We start from the raw sequence: 12,142 nt of genomic DNA, 5'->3' as shown, positions 1-12,142 counted from the left end.
GGCGGTCAGACCGCGAAACCGTCGTCGGCGGCGATCACCGCGCCGTTCACGAAGTGGCTCTGGTCGCTGGCCAGCATCACGATGAGCGCATCCAGGTCCTTGGGCTGGCCCACGCGCTTGCGCGGCAGCATGTCCAGGAGCTTGCGGCCCTGCTCGGTCTGCCAATGGTGGTGGTTGATCTCGGTGTCGATGTAGCCCGGGCACAGGGCGTTGACCGTGATGCCGAAGCGGCCCCATTCGAGCGCCATGGCACGCGTCATGTGCACCACGGCCGCCTTGCTCATGCAGTAGGCACCGATCTGCGGCAGCACCTTGAGGCCGGCCATCGAGGCGATGTTGATGATGCGCCCGCCGGTGAAGCTGCCCGGCGCCGCCCCGCGCGAGCGCGCCAGCATGCGCTTGCCGACCTCCTGAGCCACGAAGAAGGCGCCCTTCACGTTGGTGTCGAAGATGAAGTCGAAATCCTCGGGTTCCACGTCCTGCAGGCGCTGGGTGGTGGAGACGCCCGAGTTGTTGACCAGGATGTCGATGGAGCCCATCTCCGTCTCGGCGTGGGCCACGGCCGCCTTGATGGAGTCGTGGTCGGTCACGTCCAGCTCGATCACATGGGCGTCGCCGCCCTCGCCTTCGATGCGCGCGCGCAGCTCCTTGAGCTTTTCCACGCGCCGGCTGGCCAGCACCACGCCGGCCCCTGCGGCAGCCAGCGTGCGGGCGAACTGCGCGCCGAGCCCGCTCGATGCCCCGGTCACGAAGGCGACGCGCCCTTCCAAATCGATGCTGTAAGCCATGGGATGTCTCTCTTGTCAGAAAATAGAACGATCGTTCGATTGTCGGTTTTCCGTGAATACAATCTGTCCGACCGACGGACTGCGCGCAGGCCAGTCGCCCGCGGCGGATCACCCATTATCAAACCACCACGAGACACCCATGACCCCAGAAGAAATCCTCGCCCAACACGGACCCCGCGAAGCCATGGAGTACGACGTGGTGGTCGTCGGCGGGGGCCCAGGCGGCCTGGCCACCGCCATCCGGCTCAAGCAGCTCGCCACCGAAAAAGGCCAGGACATCTCGGTCGTGGTGCTGGAAAAGGGCTCCGAGACCGGCGCGCACATCCTGTCGGGCGCCATCATGGACCCGAAGGCGCTGACCGAGCTGATCCCCAACTGGAAGGAGCTGGGCGCGCCGCTCAACCAGCCCGTCACCGACGACGCCATGATCTTCCTGGGCGAAAAGTCGTCCTGGCGCACCCCCAACTTTCTGCTGCCGCAGTGCTTTCAGAACCACGGCAACTACATCGTGAGCCTGGGCAACGTGGTGCGCTGGCTCACCACCCAGGCCGAAAACCTGGGCGTGGAGATCTTCCCCGGCTTTCCGGCCGCCGAAGTGCTCTACAACGAAGACGGCTCGGTCAAGGGCGTGGCCACCGGCAACCTGGGCGTGAGCAAGGAAGGCGAGCCCACCGCCGACTTCCAGCTGGGCATGGAGCTGCACGCCAAGTACACGATCTTCGCCGAGGGCGCGCGCGGCCACCTGGGCCGCCAGCTCATCAGCCGCTTCAAGCTGGACCAGGGGCGCGACCCGCAGGCCTACGGCATCGGCGTGAAGGAACTGTGGGAAATCGACCCCAAGCGCCACCAGCCCGGCTTTGTCATGCACACGGCCGGCTGGCCCATGGACAGCGACACCTACGGCGGCGCGTTCCTCTACCACGCCGAGGACAACAAGGTCACGCTGGGCTTCATCACCGGGCTGGACTACTCCAACCCCTACCTGAGCCCGTTCGAGGAATTCCAGCGCTGGAAGACGCACCCCAACATCCGCTACTACCTGGAAGGCGACGAGGCCAAGGGCATCAAGCCGGCCAAGCGCATCGGTTACGGCGCACGCGCCATCACGGCCGGCGGCCTGCTGTCGCTGCCCAAGACAGTGTTCCCGGGCGGCGCGCTGGTGGGCTGCGAGGCGGGCTACCTCAACGTGAGCCGCATCAAGGGCAGCCACGCGGCCATCAAGACCGGCATGCTGGCGGCCGAAGCGGCCTACGACGCGGTGCACGCGGGGCGCCAGCACGACGAACTCACGGCCTACCCCGAGGCGTTCGAAAAGAGCTGGCTCTACGCCGAGCTGAACAAGGCGCGCAACTTCAAGGCGTGGTTCAAGAAGGGCCTGGCCACCGCCACGCTGATGAACGGCATCGAGCAGTTCGTGCTCAAGGGCAACATTCCCTGGACGCTGCACCGCGACAAGCCCGACCACGCCTACCTGAAGCCTGCCGCCGAGTGCAAGCCCATCGTGTACCCCAAGCCCGACGGCAAGCTCACCTTCGACCGGCTGTCCAGCGTGTTCATCAGCAACACCAACCATGCCGAGAACCAGCCGGCGCACCTGACGCTCAAGGACCCGAGCGTGCCGGTCAATATCAACCTCGCCAAGTACGCCGGCCCCGAGGCGCGCTACTGCCCCGCCGCCGTGTACGAGTTCGTGCCCGACGAGGCCAAGGGGGGCGATGCCCAGCGGCTGCAGATCAACGCGCAGAACTGCGTGCACTGCAAGACCTGCGACATCAAGGACCCGACGCAGAACATCGTCTGGGTCACGCCCGAGGGGGGCGGCGGCCCGAACTACTCCGGCATGTGAAGCCTCCCCCGCCCTCGCCAGGGTGACCCGAAGGGCCTGCGTTGCAGGCCCTTTTTTCGTGGCGATTCCGACGGCCTTTGCAGGAACGCGCCTACAGGACCCTCCTGACCCGCGGGCGAGACTGTCTGGCCTTTCCGCGCCGCGCACTGCAGCGCAGTATCAAGAACCACCACGCCATCGAAGCAGGAGACCCCATGGCCCGTTCCCCCGCCCCACGCTACCGCACCCACCGTCGCCCGCTCTGGCCCCTGGCCTTGGGCGCAGCCGCCGTGGGGGCAGCGCTGGCATTCTCGGCCAGCGCATCCGTGCGGGCCCCGCGGGGCATCGAGGTGGTGGAGGATTTCAACGTGGACCGCTATGCCGGGCACTGGTACGAGCTGGCCCGCATCGACCACCGTTTCGAAAAGGGCCTGGTCCAGACCAGCGCCCACTACAGCCGGGGCCCGGACGGATCGGTGCAGGTGCTCAACCGCGGGTTCGATCCGGCCCGCAAGCGCTGGCGCGAATCGCGCGGCCGGGCGGTGTTCATCGGCCGCCCCGACCAAGCATCGCTCAAGGTGTCGTTCTTCGGCCCCTTCTACGGCGGCTACCACGTGGTGGCGCTGGACGAGGACTACCGCTGGGCCATGGTCGTGGGCGCGAGCCTCGACTACCTGTGGATCCTGTCGCGCACCCCCACCCTGCCCCGCGGCGTGCGCCCCCGCCTGCTGGCCCAGGCACGCGCGATGGGCGTGGACATGGACCGCATCGTCTGGGTGCCGCAGGACGAGGACGGTGCTGTGCGCATCGCAGCCTGACGCGGCACAGCGCCAACGTCGCACCCCATTGCTCCCGAATTAATAGCATCCAAGGCAATCAAATCTAGGGCAATCGGCACTTTTCAGCACAAACCGCTTGCCTTGGCCCGTCCGAGCCCCCCGGCACCTCCACGGTCACTGCGCGAACAAAGGCAGGTCGGCCCGCTTGAGCGTGCGCAGCACGAAGCTCGACCGGCTGTGGCGAATGCCCTTGATCTTGTAGAGCTTCTCGCGCAGCAGCCGCTCGTAATCGCGCGTGTCCTTGACCACCACGCGCAGCAGGTAGTCGTAATCGCCCGACACCAGGTGCGCCTCGATGACCTCGGGAATGCTGGCCAGGGTTTCGCCGAACTTCTCCAGCGTGTTGTCCGAATGGCTGTCGAGCGTGACCTGAACCAGCACCGTGTCGTTCAGATCGAGCGCCTTGGGGTTCAGGCGCACGGTGTAGCCCTCGATCACGCCCGCCTCCTCCATCTTCTTGATGCGGCCCCAGCAGGGCGACGGGCTCAGGCCCACGGCGTTGCCGATCTCCTGCAGGCTGGCGCGGGCGTCGGCCTGCAGGACGGAGAGGATTTTTCTGTCGAGGCGGTCCATGCACTGCATTGTTCTCCCAATTCACATATTTCAGAAGAATTTTCTGCAAATCTGGCATTTTTGAAGAAATTCAGAAAATCCATCCAGTGCCCGCACCGCATACTTCATCCATCAAGGCGCCCTTACCGGGGCGCACGAAACAGGCAGGGCCCCGGCGGATTACCGTTCGCCGGGGCGCTTGGCTTTCGAAAGCATGGCCTTCTGGATACACGGCAAGCCCCCGCGCACACCGCGGTCGGATCGCCCGGCGCGCACCGGCGCTGCAGTTAGAATCCGCCCGGTCAGGAGAGAGCGCCGCCCCGTCACCGGGATTGCCGGCGCCGCCGAAGGCGCAGGGTGACCCCGAACGCTCAGGCAAAAGGACTGGCAAAACGCCCGCAGGGATGCGGGCGTTCCCCTTGCTGGAGAGAGGTCCGCCGCGTGCGCGGGCCCACCGAAGGAGCAAGCCCCGCGCCGCCTTGGCACGTGGGTGAATCTCTCAGGTAAAGCGGACAGCGGGGCAAAGGCGTGGCCATGGGGCCGCGTTCCCATTTGCCCTTGCTGGAGATTGCCATGTCCGCCGCCGACGCCGCCCTGCTCACCACCCCGCTGAATGCCCTGCACCTCGAACTCGGGGCCCGCATGGTGCCGTTCGCCGGCTATTCCATGCCCGTGCAGTACCCCGCCGGCCTGATGGCGGAGCATCTGCACACGCGCCAGGCCGCCGGCCTGTTCGACGTGTCGCACATGGGCCAGTTGCGCCTGTTGGGCAGCGATGCCGCGGCCGCCTTCGAATCCCTCATTCCCGTGGACGTGATCGACCTGCCCGTGGGCAAGCAGCGCTACGGCCTGCTGCTGAACGACGAGGGCGGCATCATCGACGACCTGATGTTCATCAAGCAGGGCGAGGGCGACATCTTCGTGATCGTGAACGGCGCCTGCAAGGCCGGCGACATCGCCCACATCCAGGCCCGCATCGGCCAGCGCTGCGAGGTCGTCCCCATGCCCGACCATGCGCTGCTGGCGCTGCAGGGCCCGCAGGCCGTCGCGGCGCTGTCGCGGCTGGCACCCGGCATCGAGCAACTCGTCTTCATGACCGGCGGGCGCTACGAGATCGCGGGCTGCGAGGCCTTCGTCACCCGCAGCGGGTACACCGGCGAGGACGGGTTCGAGATCTCGGTGCCCGCATCGCAGGCCGAGGCGCTGGCGCGCGCCCTGCTGGCGCAGCCCGAGGTGAAGCCGATCGGCCTGGGCGCGCGCAACTCGCTGCGCCTGGAAGCGGGCCTGTGCCTGTACGGCAACGACATCGACACCAGCACCACGCCCCCCGAAGCCGGCCTGAACTGGGCCATCCAGAAGGTGCGCCGCACGGGCGGTGCGCGGGCCGGCGGCTTTCCCGGCGCGGCCAAGGTGCTGGCGCAGATCGACGACCCGGCCACCCTGGCGCGCAAGCGCGTGGGCCTCACGGCGCTGGAGCGCGTGCCCGTGCGCGAACACACCCCGCTGCAAAGCGCCGCGGGCGAGGCCCTCGGCGAGGTCACCAGCGGCCTGCTGGGCCCGAGCGTGAACCAGCCCATCGCCATGGCCTACGTGCCCCCGGCGCTGGCCGCCATCGGCACCCGCGTGCAGGCCATCGTGCGCGGCAAGCCGGTGCCCATGCAGGTGTGCGCGATGCCTTTCGTGGCGCCCCGCTACTACCGCGGCTGAAACGGGCAGCCGGGGCCACCGCCAAGGCGGCGGCCACCGCTACATTCCAGATTCCTTTTCTTCATTTTTCAGGAGCCCCCATGACCGTTCAATACTCCCGCGATCACGAGTGGATCGACGCCGCCGATGCCAACGCCGCCGTGGTCGGCATCACCGTCCATGCCCAGGATGCCCTGGGCGACGTGGTGTTCGTGGACCTGCCCGAAGTCGGCAAGACCTTCTCGCAGGGCGAAGTGGCCGGCGTGGTCGAGTCCGTCAAGGCCGCCGCCGATGTGTACATGCCCGTCTCGGGCGAGGTGGTGGAAGTGAACGAGGCGCTGCGCGCCGACCCCTCGCTCGCCAACTCCGATCCCTTGAACGCCGGCTGGTTCTTCAAGGTCAAGCTGTCCGAGCCGGCCCAGTTGTCCGGCCTGATGGACGAAACGGCCTACACCGATTTCGCCAAGAACGCCTGAGCCTTTTCCTTCCCCTTTCTTTTTCCGTCCACGGTCCTCTTCCATGCTGATGCAATCCGCCCTGCCGCTTGGCGCGCTTGAAAACGCCACCGAGTTCCTGCCCCGCCACATCGGCATCGACGGGGCGGACGAACAGCACATGCTCTCCGCCATCGGCGAGGCCTCGCGCCGCGCGCTGGTGGACGGCATCGTGCCGCGCTCCATCGCGCGCAGCCGGACCATGGACCTGCCGCCCGCCACGACGGAAGCCGCGGCACTGGCCGAACTGAAGGCCATCGCCGCACAGAACCAGGTGCTGCGCAGCTTCATCGGCCAGGGCTACCACGGCACGCACACGCCCGGCGTCATCCTGCGCAACATCCTGGAGAACCCCGCCTGGTACACGGCCTACACGCCGTACCAGGCCGAGATCTCGCAGGGCCGCATGGAGGCGCTGGTCAACTTCCAGACCATGGTGTGCGACCTCACGGCCATGCCCATCGCCAACGCCTCCATGCTGGACGAGGCCACCGCGGCGGCCGAGGCCATGACGCTGGCCAAGCGCTCGGTCAAATCGAAAAGCACGCGCTTCATCGTGGCCGGCGACGCGCACCCGCAGACCATCGAGGTGATCCAGACGCGCGCCGCGCCGCTGGGCATCGAGGTGGTGCTGGCCAATTCGCTGGCCGAGTGGAATGACGCGCTGGACGGCGACTACTTCGCCGTGCTGGCGCAGTACCCCGCCACCAGCGGCCGCATCGACGACCTGGCGGCCGATGCCGCCAAGGCGCATGCCAAGGGCGCGGCCTTCATCGCCGCGGCCGACCTGCTGGCCCTCACCCTCATCACGCCGCCCGGCGAATGGGGTGCGGACATTGTGGTGGGCACCACGCAGCGCTTCGGCATGCCCATGGGCGCGGGCGGCCCGCACGCCGCCTTCATGGCCTGCCGCGACGAGTACAAGCGCTCCCTGCCCGGCCGCCTGGTCGGCGTGAGCGTGGACGTGCACGGCAAGCCCGCCTACCGCCTGGCGCTGCAGACGCGCGAGCAGCACATCCGCCGCGAAAAGGCCACCTCCAACATCTGCACGGCCCAGGTGCTGCCCGCCGTGGTGGCCAGCATGTACGCCGTCTACCACGGGCCCCAGGGCCTGATGCGCATCGCCCAGCGCGTGGCCGCCTACGCCGCCATCCTGGCCAAGGGGCTGGAGCAACTGGGTGCGCCGCTGCGCCCGCAGGCCGCCTTCGACACGCTGTCGCTGCACACCGAAGGCGCGACGCAAGCCATCGCGGCCCGCGCCGTCTCGCTGGGCGCCAACCTGCGCGTCTATTTCGAGAACTACCTGTGCATCTCGCTGGACGAGACCACCACGCGTGCCGACATCGAGCTGCTGTGGAAGGTGTTCGCCCGGGACGGCCAGGCGCTGCCCACCTTCGCCGCCTTCGAGAAGGGCGTGGAGCCGCTGATCCCCACGGGGCTGCGCCGCACCAGCGCCTTCCTCACGCACCCGGTATTCAACACCCACCATTCCGAGACCGGCATGCTGCGCTACATCCGCCAGCTGTCCGACAAGGACCTGGCGCTGGACCGCAGCATGATCCCGCTGGGCAGCTGCACCATGAAGCTGAACGCGACCAGCGAGATGATCCCCATCACCTGGCCCGAATTCGCCAACGTGCACCCCTTCGCCCCGGCCGACCAGCAGCGGGGCTACCGCCTGCTCGACGAACAGTTGCGCGCCTGGCTGTGCGAGGCCACGGGCTACGCCGGCATCAGCCTGCAGCCCAACGCGGGCTCGCAGGGCGAATACGCCGGCCTGCTGGCCATCAAGGCCTACCACGCGGCCCAGGGCGAGGGCCACCGCAACATCTGCCTGATCCCCAGCAGCGCGCACGGCACCAACCCCGCCAGCGCCCAGATGGTGGGCATGCAGGTGGTGGTGACGGCCTGCGATGCCAACGGCAATGTGGACCTGGCCGACCTGCGCGCCAAGTGCGAGCAGCACAGCGCGCACCTGGCCTGCGTGATGATCACCTACCCCAGCACGCACGGCGTGTTCGAAACGCAGGTGAAGGAGCTGTGCGCGCTGGTGCACCAGCACGGCGGGCGCGTGTACGTGGACGGCGCCAACATGAACGCCCTGGTGGGCGTGGCCGCCCCCGGCGAATTCGGCGGCGACGTGAGCCACCTGAACCTGCACAAGACCTTCTGCATCCCGCACGGCGGCGGCGGCCCCGGCGTCGGCCCCGTGTGCGTGGTGGCCGACCTGGTGCCCTACCTGCCGGGCCACCGCACCGCGGCCGCGCAAGGCGCCCTGGGTGCCGACGCGAACGCTGCCAACGGCGTGGGCGCGGTCAGCTCCGCCCCGCTGGGCAATGCCGCCGTGCTGCCGATCAGCTGGATGTACATCCGCATGATGGGCGCCGAGGGCCTGCAGGCCGCGACCGAGACGGCCATCCTGTCGGCCAACTACATCAGCGCGCGTCTGAAGGACCATTACCCCACGCTGTACGCGAGCGCCAACGGCCACGTGGCCCACGAGTGCATCCTGGATCTGCGGGGCCTGAAGGAAACCAGCGGCGTGATGGCCGAGGACGTGGCCAAGCGCCTGATCGACTACGGCTTCCATGCGCCCACGCTGTCGTTCCCGGTGCCCAACACGCTGATGGTGGAGCCCACCGAAAGCGAAACGCTGTCCGAGCTGGACCGCTTCATCGACGCGATGATCGCCATCCGCGAGGAGATCCGCCAGATCGAATCCGGCGCCTGGCCGCAGGACGACAACCCGCTCAAGCACGCGCCCCACACGGCCGAGAGCCTGCTCGCCCCGGACTGGACGCGGCCCTACGCCCGCGAGACCGCGGCCTTTCCGGTGGACGCCTTGCGCCGCAGCAAGTATTGGTCGCCGGTCGGCCGCGTGGACAACGTCTGGGGCGACCGCAACCTGTCGTGCAGCTGCATTCCAGTGAGCGACTACGCGTGACGGAGAGGGGTGCGCCGGCCGCGCCACGGGCCCGGCCGGCCTGGCCCTCCAACATGGGGTGACAGGGCCGCGGGCAGACTCTTTAAGATCGCGGGCTACCTTTTTTTTTAGGAGATGCTTTCGTGCGAAATTCCTTGTGCGCCCTGCTTGCCGGGCTTGTGATCGTTCCCGCCGCCATGGCGCAGACCGCCCCCGTCACCCTGCCCAGCGGGCTGGTGTACGAGTCGCTGAAAGAAGGCACCGGCACCTCGCCCAAGGCCACGGACACCGTCAAGGTGCACTACAAGGGCACGCTGCCGGACGGCAAGGAGTTCGACAGCTCCTACAAGCGCGGCGAGCCCACCGAGTTTCCGCTCAACCGCGTCATTCCCTGCTGGACCGAAGGCGTGCAGCGCATGAAGCCGGGCGGCAAGGCCAAGCTGACCTGCCCGCCGGCCATCGCCTACGGCGAGCGCGGCGCGGGCGGCGTCATTCCCCCCAACGCCACGCTGAACTTCGAAATCGAACTGATCTCGGTCCGCTGACCCGTCCGAGGGCCCGCCATCCATGCTGCTCCAGGTCGGCGAGCTGGCCCGGCGCACCGGCCTCACGGTGCGCACGCTGCACCATTACGACGAGGTGGGTTTGCTCAAGCCCTCGGGCCGGTCCGAGGCGGGTTACCGCCTCTATAGCCCGTCCGACGTGCAGCGGCTGCACGGCATCCAGACGCTGCGACAGATGGGCCTGCCGCTCAGCGACATCGCGGCCCTGCTGGCGGGCGACGGCATGGCGCCCGAGCAGATCATCGGGCAGCAGATCCGCGCGCTGGACCAGCAGATCGCGCAGGCCACCGAGCTGCGCGGCCGCCTGTCGCTGCTGCGCGACGGGCTGGAGGCCGGCGCCGAGCCCGACATGGGCGACTGGCTGCAGGCGCTGGCGCTCATGGCCACCTACGGCAAATACTTCAGCGCGGCCGAGCTCAAGCACATCTTCTCCCATTGGCACCGCATCGAAGCGGACTGGCTGGTCGTCAGGGACCAGGTGCGCCAGGCCATGGACGAGGGCCTGCCGATCGATGCGCCCGCAGTCCAGGCGCTGGCCTACCGATGGATGGCGCTGATGCTGCACTGGATGGACGGCGACATGGACCTGCTGGAACGCTGGGGCCACATGTTCCGCACCGAGCCCAGCACCCAGGGCCGCAACCATGCGCCGCCGGGCGACATGATCCGGTACATCGAAGGCGCCATCCAATTGCGCATGGACCTGCTGCTGCGCTACCTGGACCGTGACGACCTGCGCCGGCTGGGCCAGGTACACCACACGCAATGGCAGCACCTGGAACAGGAAGTGCAGCAGTTGCTGGACCAGGGCATTCCCCCGGGCCATCCGCGCGCGCGGGCGGCCGCCGCGCATTGGGACACCCTGTTCGGCACCCTTTGCCGCCACGACGCGGGGCTGCGCGCCAAGCTGATGCGCGCATCGGCCAGCGAGCCCCTGCTGCGCGCCGGCTCCCCCTTGAGCGAGCCCGTGCGCAACTACCTGCACGCCGTGCCACGCCTGCCGGCCGCCGCGCCATCGCCCTGAAAAAAATGGCTTGACCCTCACGCTACGTGAGGCTTCACAGTCGGCCCCCATCGCTGCCCCTGCGCAGCCAACGGACCGACCCATGACCCCTTCGCCCCACCACCCGCGCGCCGCATTGCTGCAGGACTCCAACTTCCGCTGGATGGTCAGCGGCACGGCCCTCACCCTGCTGGGCGACCAGTTCACGCTCATCGCCCTGCCCTGGCTCGTGCTGCAGATGACCGGCGACACCCTGGTGCTCGGAACGGTGCTGGCCCTCATGAGCGTGCCGCGCGCGCTGTTCATCCTGATCGGCGGCGCCCTGGTGGACCGCCACTCGCCCAAGCAGGTGCTGATGCGCACCAAATACGCCAACCTGGCCCTGCTGGGCGTGCTCAGCGGGCTGGTGCTGACGGGTGCGCTCACGCTGTGGATGGTCTATGCACTGTCGCTGGCCATCGGCCTGGCCACCGCCTTCAGCATCCCAGCCGGCACGGCCATGCTGCCGCACGTGGTGCCGCGCACGCAGCTGCAGGCGGCCAACGGCATCAGCATGGGCCTGCGGCAGCTCACGATGTTCCTGGGGCCGCTGCTGGCCGGCCTGCTGATCGCCCTGTTCGGCGACGGCAGCCGTGCGGACGGCGCCGGCACCATGGCCAACGCGACGGGCATCGGCATTGCCTTCGGGCTCGATGCGCTCAGCTTCGGCGTGTCGGCCTGGACGCTGTCGAAAGTGCGCCTGCTGGCCACGGCGCCAGCCACATCCGCCAGTCCCAACCGCCCCGCCGGACAGGGCACCGCCCCGCCCGCGGTGCTGGCTTCGGTGGCGCAGGGCCTGGCGCACTTCTGGCGCGACCGCGAATTGCGCACCTGCTTTCTCTACTGGAGCGCCGTGGCGGTGCTCATCATGGGGCCGCTGCACATCGCCATGCCGGTGCTGGCGAGCAGCCTGCCCCACCTGGGCGCCGCCGCGTTCGGCGCGCTGGTGGGCGCCCACGGTGCCGGCACGCTCGCGGGCATGGTGGCCTCGGGCATGCTGCCGCGCCTGCGCTGGGGCAGCCTGGGGATGACGCTGCTGGCATTCGACGCCACCATCGGCCTGCTGTTCATGCCCATGGGCGTAATCGGCGCCCTCTGGCAAGGGGTTGCGCTCATGCTGGCCATCGGCCTGCTGGGCGGCTTCATGCAGGTGCGCATCTTCACGTGGATCCAGCAGCGGGTGCCGCCGGCACTCATCGGCCGGGCGATGGCGCTGTTCATGTTCATCTTCATGGGGCTGGCGCCGATCTCCGCCGCCACCACGGGCTGGGCCATGAAGGGCATCACGCTGGCCCAGCTGTTCGCGGCCTGCGGCGGCGCGCTGGTGGCGGTGGCGGCGCTGGCCTTCCTGCTCACGCCGCTGCGGCAGGTGAACGACGCGCCGGGCACCGTGCCGCGCTGAACCGCGGCGTGGCGTCACCGGCCCGGTG

The 12,142-nt window shown here is 68.6% G+C and carries 10 protein-coding genes and 2 riboswitches; of the genes, 8 read left to right on the top strand and 2 right to left on the bottom strand.

Annotated features, from left to right (window positions below; genetic code table 11):
• Positions 1-5: 5 nt before the first annotated feature.
• The gene (locus tag R1Z03_RS09190) at positions 6-788 is read right to left on the bottom strand and encodes an SDR family oxidoreductase (protein WP_272563733.1); all 783 of its coding nucleotides are present in this window, start codon (positions 786-788) and stop codon (positions 6-8) included.
• Between the two features lie 139 nt (positions 789-927).
• Between R1Z03_RS09190 and R1Z03_RS09185 the strand changes: the two genes are divergently transcribed.
• Positions 928-2,634, top strand: coding sequence for an electron transfer flavoprotein-ubiquinone oxidoreductase (locus R1Z03_RS09185; protein WP_284406895.1), 1,707 nt, complete (start codon positions 928-930; stop codon positions 2,632-2,634).
• 194 nt (positions 2,635-2,828) lie between these two features.
• A complete protein-coding gene (locus R1Z03_RS09180) occupies positions 2,829-3,431 on the top strand; it encodes a lipocalin family protein (RefSeq protein ID WP_284430885.1) in 603 nt (200 codons plus the stop codon).
• A 135-nt stretch (positions 3,432-3,566) separates the two neighbouring features.
• On the opposite strand, the gene R1Z03_RS09175 is transcribed toward R1Z03_RS09180, so the two are convergent.
• A complete protein-coding gene (locus R1Z03_RS09175; RefSeq protein ID WP_272563736.1) occupies positions 3,567-4,025 on the bottom strand; it encodes an Lrp/AsnC family transcriptional regulator in 459 nt (152 codons plus the stop codon).
• 280 nt (positions 4,026-4,305) lie between these two features.
• Positions 4,306-4,393, top strand: a riboswitch (glycine riboswitch).
• 23 nt (positions 4,394-4,416) lie between these two features.
• Positions 4,417-4,530: riboswitch (glycine riboswitch) on the top strand.
• A 47-nt stretch (positions 4,531-4,577) separates the two neighbouring features.
• Here R1Z03_RS09175 and gcvT point away from each other — a divergent pair.
• From gcvT to R1Z03_RS09145, 6 genes are all read left to right on the top strand, one after another.
• Entirely contained in the window at positions 4,578-5,711 is a 1,134-nt protein-coding gene (gene gcvT / locus R1Z03_RS09170; protein WP_317358904.1) for a glycine cleavage system aminomethyltransferase GcvT, read from the top strand.
• A gap of 80 nt (positions 5,712-5,791) precedes the next feature.
• Positions 5,792-6,166: a glycine cleavage system protein GcvH gene (gene gcvH, locus R1Z03_RS09165; RefSeq protein ID WP_284426881.1), complete on the top strand. Its 375-nt coding sequence runs from the start codon at positions 5,792-5,794 to the stop codon at positions 6,164-6,166.
• 43 nt (positions 6,167-6,209) lie between these two features.
• On the top strand, positions 6,210-9,128 hold the full coding sequence (gene gcvP / locus R1Z03_RS09160) for an aminomethyl-transferring glycine dehydrogenase (RefSeq protein WP_317358901.1): 2,919 nt from the start codon (positions 6,210-6,212) through the stop codon (positions 9,126-9,128).
• Positions 9,129-9,250: 122 nt separating this feature from the next.
• Positions 9,251-9,652 (top strand): FKBP-type peptidyl-prolyl cis-trans isomerase, encoded by a 402-nt coding sequence (locus R1Z03_RS09155; RefSeq protein ID WP_284400293.1) that lies wholly within the window; start codon positions 9,251-9,253, stop codon positions 9,650-9,652.
• A gap of 22 nt (positions 9,653-9,674) precedes the next feature.
• Positions 9,675-10,694: a MerR family transcriptional regulator gene (locus tag R1Z03_RS09150; protein ID WP_317358899.1), complete on the top strand. Its 1,020-nt coding sequence runs from the start codon at positions 9,675-9,677 to the stop codon at positions 10,692-10,694.
• Positions 10,695-10,776: 82 nt separating this feature from the next.
• Positions 10,777-12,114 (top strand): MFS transporter, encoded by a 1,338-nt coding sequence (locus R1Z03_RS09145; protein WP_317358896.1) that lies wholly within the window; start codon positions 10,777-10,779, stop codon positions 12,112-12,114.
• Positions 12,115-12,142: the final 28 nt, after the last annotated feature.

Source organism: Acidovorax sp. BLS4 (genome assembly GCF_032929295.1).
GTDB lineage: Bacteria > Pseudomonadota > Gammaproteobacteria > Burkholderiales > Burkholderiaceae_C > Paracidovorax.
This window is presented reverse-complemented; position numbering and strand designations above follow the sequence as displayed.

Excerpts from the sequence above, each read along its gene's own strand:
- R1Z03_RS09185 (WP_284406895.1), top strand. The coding sequence starts at position 928 with ATGACCCCAGAAGAAATCCTCGCCCAACACGGACCCCGCGAAGCCATG.
- R1Z03_RS09145 (WP_317358896.1), top strand. The coding sequence starts at position 10,777 with ATGACCCCTTCGCCCCACCACCCGCGCGCCGCATTGCTGCAGGACTCC.
- R1Z03_RS09150 (WP_317358899.1), top strand. The coding sequence starts at position 9,675 with ATGCTGCTCCAGGTCGGCGAGCTGGCCCGGCGCACCGGCCTCACGGTG.
- gcvH (WP_284426881.1), top strand. The coding sequence starts at position 5,792 with ATGACCGTTCAATACTCCCGCGATCACGAGTGGATCGACGCCGCCGAT.
- R1Z03_RS09180 (WP_284430885.1), top strand. The coding sequence starts at position 2,829 with ATGGCCCGTTCCCCCGCCCCACGCTACCGCACCCACCGTCGCCCGCTC.
- gcvT (WP_317358904.1), top strand. The coding sequence starts at position 4,578 with ATGTCCGCCGCCGACGCCGCCCTGCTCACCACCCCGCTGAATGCCCTG.
- R1Z03_RS09190 (WP_272563733.1), bottom strand. The coding sequence starts at position 788 with ATGGCTTACAGCATCGATTTGGAAGGGCGCGTCGCCTTCGTGACCGGG.
- gcvP (WP_317358901.1), top strand. The coding sequence starts at position 6,210 with ATGCTGATGCAATCCGCCCTGCCGCTTGGCGCGCTTGAAAACGCCACC.
- R1Z03_RS09175 (WP_272563736.1), bottom strand. The coding sequence starts at position 4,025 with ATGGACCGCCTCGACAGAAAAATCCTCTCCGTCCTGCAGGCCGACGCC.